The 18920-nt window shown below is 72.5% G+C and carries 19 protein-coding genes; 7 read left to right on the top strand and 12 right to left on the bottom strand.

Annotation, left to right across the window (positions count from 1 at the left end):
* The first annotated feature begins 257 nt into the window (after positions 1 to 257).
* On the top strand, positions 258 to 752 hold the full coding sequence (locus tag ABT147_RS41915; protein ID WP_351416592.1) for a MarR family winged helix-turn-helix transcriptional regulator: 495 nt from the start codon (positions 258 to 260) through the stop codon (positions 750 to 752).
* Positions 753 to 773: 21 nt separating this feature from the next.
* Here the strand turns inward: ABT147_RS41915 and ABT147_RS41910 are convergent, their stop codons facing one another.
* Positions 774 to 1559 carry a protein phosphatase 2C domain-containing protein gene (locus ABT147_RS41910; protein WP_351416590.1) on the bottom strand — a complete coding sequence of 262 codons (786 nt, stop codon included), beginning with the start codon at positions 1557 to 1559 and terminating at the stop codon, positions 774 to 776.
* Positions 1560 to 1937: 378 nt separating this feature from the next.
* On the opposite strand from ABT147_RS41910, the gene ABT147_RS41905 reads away from it, so the two are divergent.
* The 5 genes from ABT147_RS41905 (at position 1938) to ABT147_RS41885 (ending at position 7953) form a co-directional block, all read left to right on the top strand.
* On the top strand, positions 1938 to 4820 hold the full coding sequence (locus ABT147_RS41905) for a sensor histidine kinase (RefSeq protein ID WP_502983255.1): 2883 nt from the start codon (positions 1938 to 1940) through the stop codon (positions 4818 to 4820).
* Entirely contained in the window at positions 4817 to 5320 is a 504-nt protein-coding gene (locus tag ABT147_RS41900; RefSeq protein ID WP_351416586.1) for a roadblock/LC7 domain-containing protein, read from the top strand. The genes ABT147_RS41905 and ABT147_RS41900 overlap by 4 nt, the downstream gene beginning before the upstream one ends.
* Positions 5317 to 5793, top strand: a complete 477-nt coding sequence (locus ABT147_RS41895; RefSeq protein ID WP_351416584.1) for a DUF742 domain-containing protein — start codon at positions 5317 to 5319, stop codon at positions 5791 to 5793. Before ABT147_RS41900 ends, ABT147_RS41895 begins: the two co-directional genes overlap by 4 nt.
* Positions 5794 to 6037: 244 nt before the next feature.
* Positions 6038 to 6613: a GTP-binding protein gene (locus ABT147_RS41890; protein WP_351416594.1), complete on the top strand. Its 576-nt coding sequence runs from the start codon at positions 6038 to 6040 to the stop codon at positions 6611 to 6613.
* Between the two features lie 104 nt (positions 6614 to 6717).
* Positions 6718 to 7953, top strand: a complete 1236-nt coding sequence (locus ABT147_RS41885) for a styrene monooxygenase/indole monooxygenase family protein (RefSeq protein WP_351416582.1) — start codon at positions 6718 to 6720, stop codon at positions 7951 to 7953.
* Between the two features lie 110 nt (positions 7954 to 8063).
* On the opposite strand, the gene ABT147_RS41880 is transcribed toward ABT147_RS41885, so the two are convergent.
* From ABT147_RS41880 to ABT147_RS41865, 4 genes are all read right to left on the bottom strand, one after another.
* A complete protein-coding gene (locus ABT147_RS41880; protein WP_351416580.1) occupies positions 8064 to 8744 on the bottom strand; it encodes a coiled-coil domain-containing protein in 681 nt (226 codons plus the stop codon).
* Positions 8745 to 8846: 102 nt separating this feature from the next.
* Positions 8847 to 9188 (bottom strand): DUF8847 domain-containing protein, encoded by a 342-nt coding sequence (locus tag ABT147_RS41875; protein ID WP_351416578.1) that lies wholly within the window; start codon positions 9186 to 9188, stop codon positions 8847 to 8849.
* Positions 9189 to 9212: 24 nt separating this feature from the next.
* Positions 9213 to 9938 (bottom strand): TetR/AcrR family transcriptional regulator, encoded by a 726-nt coding sequence (locus ABT147_RS41870; RefSeq protein ID WP_351416576.1) that lies wholly within the window; start codon positions 9936 to 9938, stop codon positions 9213 to 9215.
* Between the two features lie 303 nt (positions 9939 to 10241).
* The gene (locus tag ABT147_RS41865; protein ID WP_351416574.1) at positions 10242 to 11198 is read right to left on the bottom strand and encodes an AurF N-oxygenase family protein; all 957 of its coding nucleotides are present in this window, start codon (positions 11196 to 11198) and stop codon (positions 10242 to 10244) included.
* Positions 11199 to 11325: 127 nt separating this feature from the next.
* Here ABT147_RS41865 and ABT147_RS41860 point away from each other — a divergent pair, with 127 nt between their 5' ends.
* The gene (locus ABT147_RS41860; RefSeq protein ID WP_502983256.1) at positions 11326 to 12171 is read left to right on the top strand and encodes a hypothetical protein; all 846 of its coding nucleotides are present in this window, start codon (positions 11326 to 11328) and stop codon (positions 12169 to 12171) included.
* Here ABT147_RS41860 and ABT147_RS41855 read toward each other — a convergent pair.
* The 7 genes from ABT147_RS41855 to ABT147_RS41825 form a co-directional block, all read right to left on the bottom strand.
* Positions 12164 to 12685: a DUF3291 domain-containing protein gene (locus ABT147_RS41855; protein WP_351416570.1), complete on the bottom strand. Its 522-nt coding sequence runs from the start codon at positions 12683 to 12685 to the stop codon at positions 12164 to 12166. The two genes, ABT147_RS41860 and ABT147_RS41855, sit on opposite strands and share 8 nt — an antisense overlap.
* A gap of 151 nt (positions 12686 to 12836) precedes the next feature.
* The gene (locus ABT147_RS41850; protein ID WP_351416568.1) at positions 12837 to 14300 is read right to left on the bottom strand and encodes a penicillin-binding transpeptidase domain-containing protein; all 1464 of its coding nucleotides are present in this window, start codon (positions 14298 to 14300) and stop codon (positions 12837 to 12839) included.
* Positions 14297 to 15730, bottom strand: coding sequence for an FtsW/RodA/SpoVE family cell cycle protein (locus ABT147_RS41845; protein WP_351416566.1), 1434 nt, complete (start codon positions 15728 to 15730; stop codon positions 14297 to 14299). The genes ABT147_RS41850 and ABT147_RS41845 overlap by 4 nt, the downstream gene beginning before the upstream one ends.
* Positions 15731 to 15782: 52 nt before the next feature.
* Complete coding sequence (locus tag ABT147_RS41840; RefSeq protein WP_351416564.1) at positions 15783 to 16142, bottom strand: SH3 domain-containing protein; 360 nt, start codon at positions 16140 to 16142, stop codon at positions 15783 to 15785.
* A 129-nt stretch (positions 16143 to 16271) separates the two neighbouring features.
* On the bottom strand, positions 16272 to 17540 hold the full coding sequence (locus tag ABT147_RS41835; protein WP_351416562.1) for an ATP-binding protein: 1269 nt from the start codon (positions 17538 to 17540) through the stop codon (positions 16272 to 16274).
* The gene (locus ABT147_RS41830; RefSeq protein WP_351416560.1) at positions 17537 to 18304 is read right to left on the bottom strand and encodes a hypothetical protein; all 768 of its coding nucleotides are present in this window, start codon (positions 18302 to 18304) and stop codon (positions 17537 to 17539) included. Before ABT147_RS41830 ends, ABT147_RS41835 begins: the two co-directional genes overlap by 4 nt.
* Positions 18305 to 18371: 67 nt before the next feature.
* Entirely contained in the window at positions 18372 to 18893 is a 522-nt protein-coding gene (locus ABT147_RS41825) for a protein-tyrosine phosphatase family protein (RefSeq protein ID WP_351416558.1), read from the bottom strand.
* Positions 18894 to 18920: the final 27 nt, after the last annotated feature.

Genomic DNA, 18920 nt, shown 5'->3' with positions numbered 1-18920 from the left:
AACCCCCGGGCCGGCCCGCCCTCACCGCGGGGGGGCCCGCGCCCCTGAAAAGCACGGGGCGCAGCCCCTGCTTTTCAGGGGCGCGGGGAACTGCGCGAGAAGCCCCACCGGGCCCGCGGCTGACCCGGCGGCCACCCCAGGGCAGGCGACCGCGGTCCGTGTCGGCCCGGGGCTGCGAAATACTGAGCGGCGCCGCCCGGGACGGCGGCGCAGGCGGGGGCTTTCAGGTACGCGGGATCGGAATCAGGAGCGCTGACGTGCACGACGAGGGCGGAAACGGCGACGGCCGCGGTGTCGGGACCGACTTGCCGGCGGGCGGTATGGACCACGCGTACCTGGCACTGGAACGGGAGCTGACGGTCCTGCTGCGAAGGGCCCGCGCCAAGTCCGGGGAGATGGCCCGGGCCGTCCACCCCGACCTGGAGTCCGCCGCCTACGGCCTCCTCGCCCGCCTCGACGAGACCGGCCGGCTGCGTGCCACCGAACTCGCCGCCTACATCGGCGTCGGCAAGGCCACCATGTCCCGTCAACTCCGCGCCCTGGAACACCTCGGCCTCATCGCCCGCGAACCCGACCCCGCCGACGGCCGCGCCTGGCTCGTCCACCTCACGGAGGAGGGCCGGGACCGGTTCCGGGCCGTCCGGGACGCTCGCCGGGGCGCGTACGTACGGCAGTTGGCGGGCTGGGACCGGGACGAGGTCGCCCAGCTGGCGCGGCTGCTGCACCAGCTGAACCGAGGGGTCGAGAGCTGACCGGGGGAGGGGCGGCGGCGCTCACCCCTCCACGAACACCACGCTCGCGTCGTCGTGCGTCTTGGCGCGGCCCAGGAACACGCGCTCCACATCGGTGACTTCGAGCTCCCGCACCCGCTGCACCAGGCCCCGCGCCCCCGCCTTCCGGACGAAGGTGAGGCAGTCCGCCCAGTCGCCCTCGTGGAACGTCTCCACCCACCGGCTCGCCCCGTCCGTCAACGCGAGCAGGGAACGGACCTCCTCGCGGGGGACGGTTCCCGTCACCGCGCGCGCCGCCACTGCGGGATCGGCGGCCGCCGTCCAGAATCCGCCCTCCCTGTTCCGGACGGTCGAGTCGACGATCGCCGCCGTGGCCAACGCGGACCGGGGCAACAGGGACAGCCGGTCGTCCAGTACGGCCGTCACCGCCCCGTCCGGCCGTTCGAGCAGCAGGGCCGAGTCCGACAACACCAGGTACTCCACGGCCGTCGATGACCAGCGGGCGAGGACCACTGTGGCCTGTGGTGTCCGTGGGTGAGAAAGGTCACAGGTTTGGACGTGGGCCCGGGCGGTACGGGAAATGGCCTGTGAGAGCACGTCGGGCAACGGCGAATCCCGCTCCGAAACGGACAGTTCGGTCAGGGTGCCGCCGAGGCGGGAAGTGAACCATGCGACCGAATGTCGACAGCCGTAGCCGTCGGGCGGCGGGGTCACGCCGTCGAGGAGGACGAGGGCTCCGCCCTGTCCCTCCGCGGGCAGGGCCACCGACGCGAAGTCCTCGTTGGGGCGAAGCGGGTCGCCGGGCTCCGAGACGAGTTCAGTGCGCATTCGGCCAGTCTGCACGAGCTCTCCACGAGATCCGTGAAAGGCCGACAACGGTCGCCGTACGGCCCGGACCCTCCAGGCGGGGCGCCGGGTTTGGCATGGAATGATCGTGGGCGGTGAAGCGCGGCGGCGAATACTGTCAAAGCGCGTCGCCGACGTCCAACCGGCCCGCTGTACGGGGCATCGACGTGAGCCGGAGGAACTTGCCCGCCAACTCCCCGGCGATGTTCACTCCTTCGGGTGGCGGGACTGATGATGCGGGACCACTGCCCACCGGCACTGGGAGGGTCGGGAGCCGTACCGGGGGGACGGCTGTAACGACATACGACATGCGATGAGTCGACGGATCGTCACCCCGGCCCATGGGTACACGAGTCAGGAATGCGAGCACCGGTGCAGAAGACGCGGCCTCGGCGCGCAGGCAAGCAGGCAGCTTCGAAGGCCTCCGCGGCCTCCCCGAACCAGCAGGGGACGGCACAGGCCGGGGCCCCGGCCGTCGGCACCGGGCGGAAGGCGCGCGTACGCAACCGGCTCATCGTCGCCGTGGCCGTCGTGGCCGCCGCCATAGCGGGCGCCGGAGCGCCCTCGATCCTCGCCGCCTCGGAGCAACTGCGGGACACCCAGAGCCTGGTCACGCTGGCCGGGCAGACCCAGGAGACGCTCACCCTCGCGCACGCGCTGGCGGACGAGCGGGACGAGGTCACCGCGTACATCGCCGCCGGGCGGCCCAAGTCGGCCGCGCCCAGCAAGCAGCGCAGTGACCGCGTCGACACCCAGGTCCAGGAGCTGAGCGCGGACACCGACACCTCGGCCACGCTGCGTGAGGACATCGAGTCCATCGCGGGCGTACGGGAAGCGGCGCTCTCCGGAAAGAGCACCGCTCTCGAAGCGCACACGGCGTACACCGCCGTCGTCACCGAACTCCACGCCCTCGCCGAGGAACTGGCCGAGAAGCTGCCGCCCCGCGCGGGCGGCGGCGCCTACGCGCTCGCCGAACTCGACACCGCCGTCCAGCAGGCCGCCGCAGCCCGTGGGCTCCTCGTCGCCGCGCTCAGCTTCCCGACGACCACCCGGACGGTCGTCGACCCCACCACCGGGCTGCCCACCACCACGACCGGCGCCTCCGACGCCGACACCAAGCAGCGCGACGCCCTCACCACCGTCGCCCAGCAGGCTCGCGTCCGCTCCGACGCCGCCCTCGCCCACTTCCGCGAGACCGCGCCCGCCGCCGGCCGTTCCTCCTACGACGCCACGGTCACCGGCCCCGAGGCCGACAGCGCCGAGAAGTACCTGACGGACCTCACCGACCAGCCCACGCTCTCCGCGAGCGAGGCCGGCACCAGCGCGAAGAAGGCCGGCGCGGCGCTCTCCGCCCGCGTGGACCTGATGCGCGGCGCCGAGTCCTCCCTCTACGACCGGCGCACCAAGGACCTCGCCCAGCTGCGCGACGAGGACGTCACCGCACTGGAGATCCGGATCGCCGTCCTCGGCGCCCTGATGCTCCTCGCCGTCGGCGTCGCCACCGGCATGGCCCGCTCCCTCACCCGCCCGCTCGCCGTCCTGCGCATCGGCTCCGCCCGCGTCGCCGGCGACCCGGCCGGCGAGGAACCGGTCAAGTTCACCGGCCGCGACGACGAGTTCGCCCAGGTCGTACGCTCCGTCAACGCGCTCCACGCGCACGCCCTCGCCCTGCACGAGCGGCTCGCGCCCCTGGAGGGCGACCGCAAGCACCTCATCGGCCAGCGCCGGACCATGGCCGACGACCGCGACCGGCTGCGCGCCGAACTCGCCGAGGCCACCGCGCATCTGACGAAGGTCCAGCACAGCGTCCACGCCACCTTCGTCAACCTCGCGCTGCGCACCCTCGGCCTCGTGGAGCGGCAGCTCGCCGTCATCGAGTCCCTGGAGGAGCGCGAGCAGGACCCCGACCGGCTCGCCACCCTCTTCAAGCTCGACCACTTCGCGACCGTCATGCGCCGCCACAGCGAGAACCTCCTCGTCCTGGCCGGCCACGAGCACGTCCAGCACCACGCCGGACCCGTCCCGCTCGTCGACGTCGTCCGTGCCGCGGTCAGCGAGATCGAGCGCTACGAACGCGTCCGTATCGCCGCGCTGCCGCCGGGCGCCCATGTCGCCGGGTTCGCCGCCGACGACCTCAGCCACCTCCTGGCCGAACTGATGGAGAACGGCACGTCGTTCTCGCCGCCGGAGATGTCCGTCGAGGTCACCGGCTGGCTGATGGAGAACGGCGAGATCACCCTCTCCGTCCAGGACGGCGGCATCGGCGTCACCCCCGACCGGCTCGCCCGGCTCAACTCCCGCCTCACCGACTTCGACCCCGAGGCCCCCTACGAGCAGGAGGACGGCGAGGGACTCGGCCTCGGCCTGTACGTCGTCGCCCGCCTCGCCCACCGGCTCGGCACCCCCGTGCGGCTCCAGCGGCACGGCTCGGGCGGCACCGCGGCGGTCGTCGTCCTGCCCAAGGCACTGGTGGCCCCCACGCCCGCCGTGCCCGTGGGAACCCCGGTCTCGCTCACGCCCTCGCTCTCCCTGCCGGGCGTCGACGCCGAGGCCAACTCGAACGTCCTGCCCGGCCGTTCCGTCGCCGTACGCGAGCCCGAGGGCGACGGCGACCCGCTCATCGAGGCGGCCGAGCGGGCACTGCTGGCGCGGGAGGCCGTGGGGACGGCCGCCGACACCGCCGACGCGGCGAAGGCCACCGGGACCGTCGTACCGGAAGACGACGAACCCCCGGTCCGGGCCGCGTCCATGTCCGAGTCCGTGTCCGAGACGACGATGGAGCTCTTCGCTCCGGTGGACCCCGGGAAGGCCGCCGACGAGGACATCGCCGGTGAGGACATCGCCGACGAGGACGCGGACGCGTACCCGGGCGAACCCGACACCCATGAGCGTGCCGCCGACGAAGGGAACGCGGCGCGCACGGCGGAGGTGTCACGGGCCGGCGAGGGGCCACGGGCCGAGGAGACCCCGCGCCTCACCGACAAGGGCCTGCCCAAGCGCACGCCCAGGATCACCGCGCCCACACCCACGCCCACGACACCCCGGCCACGGGTCGGGGGGGTGAACGCCGAGGAACTGCGCCGCAGGCTCGGCGGGTTCCACCAGGGGGCCAGTCAGGGGCGCCGCGACGTCGAGGCGGAGATCGCCGAGCAGTCGGGTGAGACGCGGATGCCCGTGGCACACGAGTACCGGACAGAGGCAGTTGACACCACGGGGGGCACTTCCGAGGAGGAAAGCAGTTGACCGCGCCCATGACCTTCGGACTGAGCAGTGAAGCCCGCAACCTGCACTGGCTCCTGACCAACCTCGTCGAGGAGGTGCCGGGGCTGCTGTCGGTCGCGGTGGTCTCCTCCGACGGCCTGCTGCTGCTCTCCTCCGACCCCGGCAGAAACGCCGAGGCCCGCCAGACCCGGGAAGAGAGGCCGCAGAGCCCCCGGGGCTCCGCCGCCGACCTGGCCACCATCGTCTCCGGCATCGGCAGCCTCACCATCGGCGCCGCCAAGCTGATGGAGTTCGGCGGAGTCAAGCAGACGATGGTCGCCATGGACCACGGCAGCCTCTTCGTGATGTCGATCAGCGACGGCTCACTGCTCGGCGTGCACGGCTCCCCCGACTGCGACATGAGCGTGGTGGCGTACCACATGGCGCTCTTCGTCGGCCGCGCCGGCCATGTCCTCACCCCGGAACTCCGCAGCGAACTCCGCAAGTCCCTGGAGACCGAGGCGGCCGGGAGCACCCGATGAGCGGCCAGAGGAAGAGCGGGCCGCGCGCCCCCGAACCCGGTGCGAAGCGGCCGGTCACGCCCAAGGGCACCAGGTCGAAGGGCGCGAAGCTCCCGGTGCGCGGCGGCGACCGCAAACCCGCCCGTGTACGCCCCTACTCGCTCACCGGCGGCCGTACCCGCTTCGGCCATGTCCTGCTCGTCGAGACCTTCGTCGCCGTACTCGAAGCCCCGGCGGAGCGGCGCGAGTTGCCGAATGGTTCACTCAACACCAAGGTGATGCCCGAGATGCGGGCCATCGTCGAACTCTGCCGCCGTATGCGGACGGTGGCGGAGATCGCCGCGCTGCTGAGAATGCCGCTCGGCGTGGTCCGCGTCCTCCTCAGTGATCTCGCGGACCAGGGAAAGATCCGTGTGTACGGAACAGGTCACGGACCGGGACAGCCGGACCGCGCTCTGCTGGAAAGGGTGCTGAGTGGACTCCGCCGTCTCTGACGCCGCCTCGGCCGGCGTCAACCCCGACGCCTCGGCAGGCGTCACATACAATCCCCCCCCCCCCCCCCGCGTCGTGGTCGCCGCAAACGCACCTCGTCCCGAGGGGGGCCCCGTGCGCACCGGTGCGCACGGCGCCGACGTGGACACGCCCCCGCCCGGGGGCTACGCCCGCGCCGCCTCCCGCGGTCTCGACCGGCTCGCCGACACCGAGGCCCCCGGGCCCGCGGCGGAGCCCGAGGAGGAGCTGAAACCCTGGCAGTCCGACCTCAGCCGGGCCCCCATCGCCACCAAGATCGTGGTGGCGGGCGGCTTCGGTGTCGGCAAGACCACCTTCGTCGGCGCGGTCTCCGAGATCACCCCGCTCAGGACCGAGGCGCTGATGACCGAGGCCAGCGCCGGCACGGACGACCTCTCCGCGACCCCGGACAAGCTGACCACCACGGTGGCCATGGACTACGGCCGCATCACCCTCGACGACGACCTCGTCCTCTACCTGTTCGGCACGCCCGGCCAGGAGCGGTTCTGGTTCATGTGGGACGACATGGTGCGCGGCGCGATCGGCGCGGTCGTCCTCGCCGACACCCGGCGCCTCGGCGACTGCTTCCCCGCGCTCGACTACTTCGAGAGCTGCGGACTGCCGTACATCGTCGCGGTCAACGCGTTCGACGGCAGTGTGCGGTACGAGCCCGAGGACGTACGGGAGGCGCTGACCGTGCCCGACCATGTGCCTGTCATGATCATGGACGCGCGCAAGCGGGCCTCCGCGATGGAGACTCTGCTGGCACTCTGCGGCCACGCGATATCCCTCAGCCCCGAGTAGTCCCGCCAGTTCCCTCCAGTTCCCTCCAGTCCGTCCCAGCGGGACGCCACGGGTGGACGCGGGAGGACACGGGACCCCACGGACGAACCAGGAGACCTGTCCGGATGCGGAAGATTCTCGTCGTCGGAGCCGGCCAGTCCGGGCTGCAACTGGCCCTCGGACTGCAGTCGCACGGGTACGAGGTCACACTGATGTCCAATCGGACCCCGGACGAGATACGCGCCGGCCGGATCATGTCCACCCAGTGCATGTTCGACTCGGCGCTGCGCCACGAGCGCGACCTCGACCTGAACTTCTGGGAGTCCCAGGCCCCGAGGATCGAGGGCGTCGGCGTCTCCGTCGCCGGTCCGGACGGGGAGCGCGCCGTCGACTGGGTCGGCCGGCTGCGGGGGTACGCGCAGGCCGTGGACCAGCGGGTCAAGATGGCCGGCTGGATGGAGACGTTCGCCCGGCGCGGCGGCCAGCTGGTCGTCCACGGCGCCGCGGTCTCCGACCTCGACTACTTCTCCCGCGTGTACGACCTCGTGCTCGTCACCGCCGGCAAGGGCGAACTCGTGCGGATGTTCCGCCGCGACGCCGCCCGCTCGCCCTACACCGAGCCGCAGCGCGCGCTCGCCGCCGTGTACGTCCACGGTCTGGGCCCCCGCCCCGAACACCCGGAGTTCGACGCGGCCCGCTGCAACCTGGTGCCCGGCCTCGGCGAACTCATCGTCCAGCCGGTCCTCACCACCTCCGGCCGCGCCGACGCCCTGTTCTGGCTGGGCCTGCCCGGCGGTCCGCTCGACGTCTTCGGCGGCGTCCGGGACGCGGAGGAGCAGCTCTCCCTGACCCTGGACCTCATGCGCCGGTACACGCCGTGGGAGTACGCGCGCGCCACCGGGGCCGAGGTGACGGACCCGGGCGCGGCGCTGACCGGCCGTTACACGCCGGTCGTCCGGCATCCCGTCGCGCGGCTTCCCGGTGGCGGCCTGGTGCTGGGCGCCGGGGACGTGGTCGTGGCCAACGACCCGCTCACCGGGCAGGGGGCGAACTCGGCGACCAAGTGCGCGGCCGTCTATCTCGCCGCGATCCTCGACCACGGGGACGGGGAGTTCGACGAGGTGTGGATGCGGCGGACGTTCGAGCGGTTCTGGCAGATCGCGGGGCCGGTCACCAAGTGGACCAACACGATGCTGGCTCCGCCGGCCGCGCATGTGCTGGGGCTGGTGGGGGCGGCCGAGGGGTTGCCGGTGGTGGCGGATCGTTTTGCCAATGGGTTCGACGATCCGGCGGATTTCGAGGGGTATTTCTACGAGGCGGAGAAGACCCGAGCGTATCTTTCGGAGGTCGCCGGGGGGTAGGGGGGCCTGCGGGTGGGCGCCGTGGGGGTGCTTCCCGGCTGCCGTGCGCGGGTTCGTCGTGGCTGGTCGCGCCCACGCGGCGGAGCCGCATATGTCACAGCCCCGCGCCCCTAAAGGCCTGCGGTTCCCGGGAGCCTCGCGATGTCGGCCTTGGTGGTCTTCTCCAACTGCCTGATGCCGGCCAACTGTTCCGGAGTCAGGGAGGCCAGGAGCTTTTCCACCTTGTCGAGGTGGTCGCGTACGTCGGATCGTTCTCTCTTGCGCTGCTCGGTGAGGGTGAGCTGGCGGTCGAGGGCCGCGCGGGCCTTGCGGGCCAGGGCGTCGGTGTCCTGCTCGCTGCCGACCAGGCGTTCGACCGTGTCGGCCCGTTCCTGGGCGGCCTGGTCGATCACATGACCCTGCTCCAGCGCGCGCTGCGGGTCGCGGGTCATCAGCAGCCGTACGTACGGGGAGAGCGCGGTGCTGCTGTTCTGGTACTGCTGCCGGGCCAGTCGGCCGGCCGCGCCCCGGCTGGCGTACAGGGAGAGGCGGGCCGCCGCGAGCCGCCGGTCGAGCCTCGTCACCACGGTCCGCTGCCGCGTCAGCTCCGCGTCGGTCGCGGTGTACGCCTCGGTGGCCTTCTCGACCTCGCGGTAGAGCCGCCGGAGATCGGTGAGGAGGTCGGCGACCGAGCGGGCGGCGGGGGGTTCCGGCGCGGCCATGACCGGCGCGGGGGCCGCGGTGAGGAGGGCGCCGGTGGTGACCGCCGTCACCGTCGCCGTACCGACCAGGCGCAGAAGCCTTACTGACACGTCATCACCTCCGGTGCGGGGGTGGGCCGTCCACCTCGCATCGGCAGGATGGGGGGCGCGTGGGGCGGGCGCGCGCCGGGTGGACCGTTCGGCGCCCGGGGGTCACTCGTCGGTGGGGCGCGGCCTCGCGGGCGGCGTGGCGGATTGCCCGTCCGGGGAGCCGGGGGCATCGGAACCGGCCGGGGTGTCCGGCTTGGACCAGGGCCACTTCAGGCGGCGGCCGGGGTCCGCGTCGGGGGCGTACTCGTACTTCCACAGCTGGTGCAGGAAGCCGCCCCGGCCCGCGTCGACCCGGCGGTAGACGAGGACGGTCGGGGGGCCGCCGGCCGCGTCGGGCACCGGGATCCGGTACGTCTTCGGGGGGTGCCCGGTGATGCCGAGCAGCACGGGCAGGACGCGCCCGTCGAGGGGGCCGCCCACGAAGGGGGTGTCTTGGCTCTTCACCGGACCAGTGTCACAGGACCGGTGTCACAGCAGGTGACCGGCGTCGCCGACCACGGGGAGGATGCGGCGGGCCAGGCTGCCGACGGCGCCGGCGGGGGTCTCGACGGCCAGGGCGTGCCGTACGGCGGCGGCGGTCTGGGGGTCGCGGCCGGCGGTGGCGGTGAGACAGGCGACGAACTGCTCCACCAGCCAGTCGCGGAGCTCGCCGACGTCCGGCCGCTTGCCCTCGTCGAGCCAGATGAGGGAGGCGGCCTCGACCGAGGTGATCCACATCCGCACGGTCATACGGAGCCTGAGCCCCGGCTCCGCCACCTCCAGATGCCGCAGGATGTGGTCGGCGGCGGCCCGGCGGACCCCGTCCACGATGGCGGTCGCCCGGGAGGTCTCCACGACGCTGCCGCCCTGGAGGAGGGCGCTGAAACCGGTGTCGTGCTCGTCCACGAAGGCCAGATAGCGGTCGAGGGCACGGGCCAGACGGCTGGTGAGGGGGCCCTCGGCGGGTTCGTCGAAGCAGTGCTCCAGTTCCTCGGCGGCCGTGCGCAGGGCCGCCTCGTAGAGCTGTTGCTTGCCGCCGGGGAAGTAGCGGTAGACGAGGGGGCGGGAGACGCCGGCCGCCTCCGCCACGTCGTCGAGGGAGACGTCCTCCGGGGCGTGCCGCGCGAACAGCTCCAGCGCGGCGTCCAGCAGCTGGCTGCGCCGCTCTTCCACGCTCAGCCGACGGTACGCGCGGGTGGGGGCCTCGGACGTCATACCTCGCAGCGTACGGGCTGCGCCGCTGGGCCGGGTGCCTACGGGGTGGGGGGTGCGGGTGCGTGGGCGGCCGCGGGTCCGGTGGGGGCTGGTCGCGCAGTTCCCCGCGCCCCTGAAAAGCAGGGGCTGCGCCCCGTGCTTTTCAACCCGCCCACCCGTCGCCTTTCAGACCCGCCTGCCCGTGGTCTTTCAGGCCCGCAGGGGCCTGAATCTTCAGGGGCGCGGGGAACTGCGCGAGAAGCCCCACCGGACCGTCACCCGCCAACGCACCGCACCCCCACCCCCTCACGCGCCCCCAAACCCCTACGCCAGCAACCCCGAAGACCTCCACATCCGCCGCCCCACACCCCGCAACACCCCGATGTCGTCCAGGAAGTCGGTCAACCGCTTCGCGCCCGTCTGCATGACCTCCCGCCGGTGCCCACTCGCCCGCACCTGGGCGACGGCCACCCGCTGGTCGAGGCCGACGTGCGTGTAGACGTCGGGATTGACGAAGGCGACCGCGAAGACGCGGGCGAACTCGCCGGAGGTGACCCGGGTGAAGCTGCGGGACAGCCGCGGAGCCGTCACCATCTGCCGCCGCAGCTCCTCACGGGCGTAGCGGACGTGCCGGGCCTCCTCGACGACATGGATGCGGGTGACCCCCCGGATCAGCGGCTGGACACGCTCGTCCGGAAAGGTCAGCCGCTGCATCCAGTCGAGGATCTCCTCGCCGAGGAGGGTGGAGGTGAAGGACCCGGGGGTCGTCGAGATCGTCTTGAAGAGGCGGCCCAGATTGTGGTGCAGCCGGCTCACCGGGTAGTACGGGGTGTCCCCCTTGCTGATCAGCCGGGCGAACATCTTCGAGTGCCGGCACTCGTCCTCGATCTCGGTGAGCGCGTAGCGGACGTGCGCACTGGTCGCGGCCTTGTCGTAAATGTGCCGTACGAGCAGCTGCATGAGGATGATCTCGAACCAGATGCCGAGGGAGGCCAGCGCCGCCGCCTCGTGCTGGGACAGCGCGATCCGCTGTTCCTCCGACATCTTCCGCCACATCGGCGTCCCGTACAGGGACACCAGCTCCGGCGGCCAGAACCACTTCCCCTCCTCGAAGGGAGCGTCCCAGTCCAGCTCCTTGTCCGGGTCGAAGGAGTGCTTCGCGGAGGACACGAGCAGCCGCTCGGCCACCTGCTCCCGGTCCTTGAGGAGCCCGAGCGCGTCGCGCAGCACCTCCGCCTCCGACACCGGGGCCGTCGAGTTCACCGAGGTCACCGTAGTCATGCTGTCGCAGCTCCTCGTACGGGAGTTCAGGAAGGGAGTTACCAGCGGTCACCGCTTATGAGACTACTTGTCAGCAAGGCCGTCAATCCCTCGCGCACCACTTGTGGAGTAGCGTGCTGGCGTGTCCATGCCTCCACCGCCTCAGCAGCCGGGTCCTTACGGCCAACAGCCGCCGCCCCAGCCCCAGCCCGGTCCGTACGGCCAGCCGTACCCGCCGCAGCCCCAGCCGCAGCCGTACGGTCAGCAGCCGTACCCGCCCCAGCAGCCGCAGCCGCAGCCGCAGCCGTACGGCCAGCCGCCGCACCCCGGCGGCTGGCAGCCCGTGCCGCCGCCGAAGAGCCGGGTCGGGCTGATCCTCGGGATCGTCGGCGGGGTCGTCGGTCTCATGGTGGCCGGCGCGGTGGGCCTGTGGGTCGTCGGGACGCAGAGCACGGGCGGTTTCCCGGAGGCCGAGTACAAGCTGGCCCTGCCCGAGACCGTGCTGGACGGTGAGTACAAGCTGGCCCAGGACCTCTCCGACACCACGGGCAAGCAGGTGGAGGACGAGGCCGAGGGTGCCTTCGACGCCCGTGACGTCAAGGCCGCCGTCGCGCAGTACGCACCGCGGGCGGACGGGGCCGAGGGCGCTCTGATCGTCTCGGGCATGTACGGCCGGTTCAAGAACACCGACGCCGCCCGCGACAACATGCTCAAGGGCGCGGCCGACGTCGACACGATCACGGTGGCCGTGCCGCCCGAGGACTTCACCCCCGACGGCTCGGGCCTCACCATCAGCTGCCAGGTCGTCACCCAGGAACAGGCCGGCAGCGAGATCACGTACCCCATGTGCGCCTGGGCGGACGGCAACACCGGCGCGTCGGTCGCGGAGCTGACCGTGGAGAGCGTCGGGCAGGACGCCTCGGAGGTCGACATGGAGGCCTTCGCGGAGCGGACCCTTCAGGTCCGCTCCGAGATCCGGCAGCCGATCAGCTGACGACGGCGGCGTCCGGCCCGACGGGCTCCGCGCTCGGCTCCGCCGGTCCGGCCGGTTCGGCCGGCCCCGCCGGGAACGAGGTGCGCAGGGTGAACGCGTACGGCGTCGGGCCATGGGCGCGGAGGTGGAGGATCCGTTCCTCCGCCTCGGCCACGGTGGGGTGATGACCGGCCGGGACCCACCACAGCGCGGTCGCCGCCTCGGCCAGCCGCTCGAACCACTCCCGCCGGCGGGCCAGCAGCTCCCTGTGCTGTCCCTGGTACATGAACGCGGTCAGGGCGTCGGTGTCCCGCCACACCGACATGTTGATGATCAGCCACTCGTCTCCGAGGACGGGGATGTCCGTCGCGTTCCCGGAGTCGCTCTGGAGGCGCCAGACGAAGCCGGGGGAATGGTCCGCGACCGCGTTCACCGGGTCGAGGGCGTCGACGAAGTCCTTCAGCTGTGGGGAGTCCAAAGGGGCTTTGAGGCGGGCGATGTTGACCTGGGCGAGTTCGTGCGTGGTGGGAGTCATGGCCGAACGGTAGGCCGGGCGGGTCCGGAGGTGACACCGTTTATCTCGGCTGGTGGGCATGGTTCGTCAGGCGCGCGCCGGTGGGGCTTCTCGCGCCCACGCGGCGGAGCCGCACATCGATACGGCCCCGCGCCCCTTACGGGCGCGGGCCTCAGCCGGAGGCTCTGAGCACCGCCCTCATCACCTCCCTCGCGATCGGGGCCGCGTCCCCGCCCCCGCTGATGTCCCCCCGTACCGCCTCCGCGTCCTCCACCACCACCGCCACGGCCACCTGGGGTTCGAGCGCGTCGTCGGACTGGGCCCAGCCGATGAACCAGGCGAAGGGGGTGCCGGAGTTACCGATGCCGTGCTGGGCGGTGCCGGTCTTGCCGCCGACGGTGGCGTGGCGCAGGGCGGCGTTGGCGCCGGTGCCGTCCTCGACGACGCCGCGCATGAGGTCGCGCAACTGCCTCGCGGTGGCGGGGTTCATGGCCCGGCGCAGGGGGCGTGCGCCGGAGCCGGCGACCGTGCGGCCGCTCGCCGTGGTGGTGCGCTCGACGAGGTACGGCGTCCGCACCGAGCCGCCGTTGGCGACGGCCGCCGTGACCAGCGCCATCTGCAGCGGTGTGGCCCGGGTGTCGTACTGGCCGATGGAGGACAGCGCGAGCTGGGCGCGGTCCATCTCGGTGTCGAAGCTGCTGGGGGCGACCGAGAACGGGATGCGCAGACCCGAGTTGTCGAAGCCGAAGGCGCGCGCCGTGTCCGTCATGGCACCGAGGCCGACGTCCACGCCCAGCTTCGCGAAGACCGTGTTGCAGGACCACTCGAAGGCATAGCGCAGGGACGCGTTCTCACAGCCCTCGACCTCGTTGGAGAGGGAGGTCGTGGTGCCCGGCAGGGTGTACGGGGCGGGGGAGCGGGTGGGCGCGTCGACGTCCGTGACCACCCCGGCGTCCAGCGCCGCGGCGGCCGTCACCACCTTGAACGTCGACCCCGGCGGATAGGTCTGCCGCACCGCCCGGTTGAGCATCGGCTTGGCCGCGTCCCCGTTCAGCCGTGCCCACGCCTCGGTCGCCTCGCGGCCGTTGCCGGAGAGCACTCCGGGGTCGTACGACGGCCGGGAGACCAGCGCCAGGACGCGCCCGGTGGCCGGTTCGAGCGCCGCGACCGCGCCCCGGCGGGCGCCGAGCCCCAGGTACGCCGCCCGCTGGGCCGCGTCCTGGAGGGTGGTGACGACCTGGCCGCCCGCGTTCCGGTCGCGGGTGAGGTCGTTCCACAGGGGGAGGAAGGACAGCAGCGGGTCGCTGCCGTCGAGGAGGGAGTCCTGCGCGTGCTCCAGGAAACTCGTCCCGTACACCTGCGAGGCGAAGCCCGTGACCGGCGCGTACAACGGGCCGTCCCGGTACGTGCGTTCGTAGCGGAGCTGCTCCCCGGTGTCCTTGGAGCCGGTGACCGGGCGCCCCTCGACCACGATGTTCCCGCGCGGCTGGCCCCAACGGGCGATCGCCGGGCGGCGGTTGGCGGGATTGTCGTCGTAGGCGCGGGACTGGAGGACCTGGACGCGGGTGGCGTTGACGAGGAGGGCGAGCAGCAGCAGGGCGCACAGGGCGGCGGCCCGGCGGATGTACGTGGTCATGCGCCCCGGACCTCCGGGCCGTCGAGCGGACCGGCGGGGAGAGTCCCTCCGGGGAGGGGCCCGGGGTCGTCCTGTCTGCGGGCGGAGTCGCTGAGCCGCATCAGCAGGGCCACGATGATCCAGTTGGTGACGACGGAGGAGCCGCCCTGGGCGAGGAAGGGCATCGCCATCCCGGTGAGCGGGATGAGACCGGTGACGCCGCCCGCGATGACGAAGACCTGGAGGGCGACGATCGAGGCGAGGCCGGTGGCCAGCAGCCGGCCGAAGGGGTCGCGCAGCGCGAGCCCGGCGCGGAAGCCGCGCTCCACCAGCAGGGCGTAGAGCAGGAAGATCGCGGCGAGACCGGCGAGCCCCAGTTCCTCGCCGGCCGTGGCCAGGATGAAGTCCGACTTGGCGGCGAAGCCGATCAGGATGGAGTGGCCGAGGCCCAGACCGGTGCCGAGCAGCCCGCCGGAGGCGAACGCGAAGAGGGACTGGGCGAGTTGGTTGGGGCCCTGGCCCGCCTCGATGGACGCGAAGGGGTGCAGCCAGTCCTCGACACGGCTGTGGACATGTGGTTCGAGCCAGCCGACGGCCACCGCGCCCACACACGCGAGCAGCAGACCCACCGCGATCCAGCCGGTGCGGCCCGTGGCCACGTACAGCATGATCACGAACAGCCCGAAGAACAACAGCGAGGTCCCCAGGTCCCGTTCCAGGACCAGGACGCCGACGCTCAGCAGCCAGATGGTGACGATCGGGCCGAGGACGCGCCCGGTGGGCAGTTGGAGGCGCTTGAACCGCCAGATCTGGCGCCCCGCGTACGCCAGCGCGTTGCGGTTCGCCGCGAGATAGCTCGCGAAGAACAGCGCGAGCAGCACCTTCGCGAACTCGCCCGGCTGGAGGGAGAACCCGGCGATCCGCACCCAGATCCGGGCCCCGTTGACCGGCGGGAACAGGATCGGCAGCGCGAGCAGCGCCAGCGCGGCCACCACCGACACATACGCGTACCGCTGGAGCACCCGGTGGTCGCGCAGCAGCGCCACGACCGTGATGAACAGCGCCACCCCGAGCGTCGACCAGTTCAGCTGCGCGGGCGCCGCGTGGTCGGCCGGGGTCTCCAGGTCGAGCCGGTGGATCAGCACCAGGCCGAGGCCGTTGAGGAGCACCGCGATCGGCAGCAGCAGCGGATCGGCGTACGGCGCCCGCAGCCGCACCACCAGATGGGCCAGCAGCGCGAGCACGCCGAGCCCGGCGCCGTAGTCGGCGGCGCCGGGCGGGACGGTGCCGTTCTTCGCCAGACCGACCGCGCAGTACCCGTACACGGAGAGCAGGACGGCCACGACGGTGAGGGTGAACTCGACGCCTCGGCGCCGGAGCAGGCGTACGGCGGGCGGCGGCGACGGGTCCGAGGGATCCGCCGCCAGGGTCGGTCCGGCCTTGGTGGTCATGACCGGAACCTACCTAAAGGGAACGCTTTGCGTGTCTTGTGTGGCTTGTCGCTCAGGCGTCGCACACGACTGGCGTCCTGAAGGCCTCGATGTAGCGGGCCGAGCCCCAGGCCCAGGTGCCGTCGACGAGCAGGTACCACTGCCGGACGCCGTCGACGCTCTGGCCCACGGTCCGGCAGTAGATGTCGACGATCTCGCCGTAGCGCGCGACCCGGATGACCTCGCTGCCGCGGGTCGGCGCACTGCGCAGGATCAGACCGGCCCGGGCGGTGACCTCACCCTGGACGATCTGCTTGCTCTCTCGGGGGTCCTCCTGTTCGACACCGGCGGCGGGAGTCGTGGCCGCGAACGCCAACAGGGCGCCACCGGCAGCCGCTATACCGAACCGCATGAGCAGAATCCGCAGGGACATCGATGCTCCTCCAGAAAAAAGTGGGCGAACCTGACTATTCGCCACGTTAGGAGGAGGGAGGATACGGCGCCTTCTGCGCTGGGCCATCAGGGCAGCAGCGCCCCCAAAGGGGCGCGGGGAACTGCGCGATCAGCCCCCACCGGCCGTCAGCCGCAGAACGGCCAACGCACCCCCACCCGGAGCGTCTTCGAATCCCAACCGCGCCCCCAGAACCTCAGCCTGCCCCACCGCGATGGTCAACCCCAGCCCATGCCCCTTGGCGGACCCCTCCGTACGAAACCTCTGCGGCCCCTCGGCGACCAGATAGCGCGGGAACCCGTTCCCGTGATCCCGCACGGACACGACAGCCCCCTCCACCGTCACCACCACCGGAGGCGCCCCATGCTTGTGCGCGTTGGCCACCAGGTTCCCCAACACCCGCTCCAGCCGCCGCCGGTCCGTCTCCACACACGCGTCCTCGACCACACGCACCACCGTGTCACCGCTCGCGTGCGCGGCCACCCGCTCGGCCAGCACCCCGAGCCGGATCACGTCCACCTCCAGCCGCTCGCTCCCCGCGTCCAGCCGTGAGATCTCCAGCAGGTCCTCGGTCAGCGTCCGCAACGCGGCGACCCGGTCCCGCACCAGCTCCGTGGGCCGCCCCGCCGGCAGCAGCTCGGCCGCCGCGTGCAGCCCGGTCAGCGGGGTCCGCAGCTCGTGCGCGACGTCCGCGGTGAATCGCTGCTCGCTGAGCAGCTTCCGCTGGAGCGTGGACGCCATGGTGTCGAGGGCGGCGGCGACCGCGGCCACCTCGTCGCGGTACCGCGCCGGGTCCGCCGTCCGGGGGTCGCCGACCCGCGCGTCCAGATCGCCGGCGCTGATCCGCCGGGCCACCTGCGAGGTCGTACGCAGCCGCCGGGTCACCCCGCCGACGCCGAGCGCGCCCACGGCCAGCGTCACCCCGATCGCCAGCACCGAGGAGCCGAGGATGGCCCGGTCGAGGTTCTCGATCGTGGCCGCGCTCTGCGCGTAGTCGATCCGTACGGCGAGGGCGCGGCCGTCGGCGGGGGCCGCCGCCCACATCGCGGGGGACCCGTCGACGACACCGACCATCGTGCCGCGCCGCCCGCTCACCGCCAGCTCGCGCAGCGACCCCGGCAGCCCCCGCGCGTCGATCCCGGAGTCGGGCGGCAGCCGGTTCCCCTCCTGGTACGCCCGCACCGCCTCGTCGAGCCGCACGAGCGCCCGGGAACGGGCGTCGCTCACGGTCCGGTTGGTGACGGAGACATGCACGAGGGCGCCGAGCAGCGCGGCCAGCCCACAGCACATGACCGTGATGAAGGCCAGCGCCTTCCAGGTGAGCGAGGAGGTCCAGCGACGCAGGCCGAACCGTTTCCGCAGGGGCCTCCCGGCGCTCATCGCGGGCTCGCCGGGGGCGAGGCGGAGGGCGACGGCGAGGCGGAGGACGCTCCGGAGACCGACCGGGACGGCTTCGCCGGTCCGCCCACCCGCAGGATCTCGTCACGGGTGAGCAGCATCGCCGACTGGTCCTCGTCCCAGGTCCACTGCGTGCGGTACTCGTAGCCGACGATCGCCGCCGGGGAGCGGATGATCACGGTATCGCCGGCCAGCTCGACCGCGAGCACCGCGTCGTCGCTGGCCAGCACCTGCACCAGCCGGTCCGCCTCGAAGGTGTACATCCGCACCGCCGTCTGGTTGCCGGGCAGCAGTCGGAAGCCGAGCACCATGTCGTCGCGCCCGTCACCGGTGAGGTCCCGGTAGTAGGCCTTGAGGACGGGGCACCGGGCGCGGGCCGTCCCTTCCCCGCCGCAGTCCGCCATACGCGCGGCCGTCCCGCCGAAGGGCGCCCCGGACCCGGCGTACATGTCGGGGTGCGCGGCGATCTCGGCGCGTACGACGGCCACCGGGTCCACCTCGCGGATGTCCTCGCCGGGGGCCCTGACGCCCTCGACGACCTCCGTCTCGGCCTCGCCGTAGTCGTACGCGGGGGAGGAGGCGGGCGGCTCCCCGGGCCACAGCCGGGTCGGACCGCTCGCGGTGGGCGTCGCGCCCGCGCTCACCAGGCCCCCGGAGTCGCCGCAGGCGCCCAGCAGCAGGGCGGCCGCCACGGCGAGCGACGCGCCGACGGCCACACGCGCGGGCGCGGGGCGGCTGGGGAACACGGGACTCCTGGGGGTGTCGATACGGTCGCGTACACCCTATTCGCGCGGAAGTCCTCCGTCCGCCGCGCTACTCCGTCAGCTCCTCCAGCTCCTCCAGGAACCGGACCGTCGCCAGCCCCGTGTGCAGATACTCCACGAACAGCTCGTTGTGCAGCGCCCACGGTGAACGGCGGGTGCGGATCAGCCGGATCGCCTCCTCCGCGGAGTGCCCGTCGCGGATCAGCGCGTGGGCCACGACCAGACCGGACCGGTTGTACCCGCTGTAGCAGCGGACGAGGACCCGTTTGCCGTCCTCCAGCGCGTCGCAGGCCGCCTGTGCCAGCCGGATCACCCCCGCCAGCTGCGTACCGTCCAACGGCCCGTCCGGGATCGGCCACACATGGTGCTCGACCCCCTCGTCCGGCCCGTACCCCGGCAGCCGCAGCAGTGTCAGCACCAGGTCGAACTCATCGCGTACGACCGCGAATTCGACGTCACCGGTACCGGTCCGCCCCGCGAACTCGTGCCCGCCCATCCACAGTCCGGGCACGATCTCGCTCCACGGTTCGCCCGGAGCCGGGACATCGGGTTGCTTCCTGCGCGTCCGCAACGAGGCCTCCCCTGGGCCGTAGCCCCC

It is taken from the genome of Streptomyces sp. NPDC001868 (assembly GCF_040297125.1).
Lineage (GTDB): Bacteria > Actinomycetota > Actinomycetes > Streptomycetales > Streptomycetaceae > Streptomyces.
The sequence above is the reverse complement of the archived record's forward strand: the minus strand, read 5'-3'. Positions and strand labels throughout refer to the sequence as shown.

Excerpts from the sequence above, each read along its gene's own strand:
- ABT147_RS41910 (WP_351416590.1), bottom strand. The coding sequence starts at position 1,559 with ATGCGCACTGAACTCGTCTCGGAGCCCGGCGACCCGCTTCGCCCCAAC.
- ABT147_RS41905 (WP_502983255.1), top strand. The coding sequence starts at position 1,938 with ATGCGAGCACCGGTGCAGAAGACGCGGCCTCGGCGCGCAGGCAAGCAG.
- ABT147_RS41895 (WP_351416584.1), top strand. The coding sequence starts at position 5,317 with ATGAGCGGCCAGAGGAAGAGCGGGCCGCGCGCCCCCGAACCCGGTGCG.
- ABT147_RS41885 (WP_351416582.1), top strand. The coding sequence starts at position 6,718 with ATGCGGAAGATTCTCGTCGTCGGAGCCGGCCAGTCCGGGCTGCAACTG.
- ABT147_RS41870 (WP_351416576.1), bottom strand. The coding sequence starts at position 9,938 with ATGACGTCCGAGGCCCCCACCCGCGCGTACCGTCGGCTGAGCGTGGAA.
- ABT147_RS41865 (WP_351416574.1), bottom strand. The coding sequence starts at position 11,198 with ATGACTACGGTGACCTCGGTGAACTCGACGGCCCCGGTGTCGGAGGCG.
- ABT147_RS41860 (WP_502983256.1), top strand. The coding sequence starts at position 11,326 with ATGCCTCCACCGCCTCAGCAGCCGGGTCCTTACGGCCAACAGCCGCCG.
- ABT147_RS41855 (WP_351416570.1), bottom strand. The coding sequence starts at position 12,685 with ATGACTCCCACCACGCACGAACTCGCCCAGGTCAACATCGCCCGCCTC.
- ABT147_RS41850 (WP_351416568.1), bottom strand. The coding sequence starts at position 14,300 with ATGACCACGTACATCCGCCGGGCCGCCGCCCTGTGCGCCCTGCTGCTG.
- ABT147_RS41845 (WP_351416566.1), bottom strand. The coding sequence starts at position 15,730 with ATGACCACCAAGGCCGGACCGACCCTGGCGGCGGATCCCTCGGACCCG.
- ABT147_RS41840 (WP_351416564.1), bottom strand. The coding sequence starts at position 16,142 with ATGTCCCTGCGGATTCTGCTCATGCGGTTCGGTATAGCGGCTGCCGGT.
- ABT147_RS41835 (WP_351416562.1), bottom strand. The coding sequence starts at position 17,540 with ATGAGCGCCGGGAGGCCCCTGCGGAAACGGTTCGGCCTGCGTCGCTGG.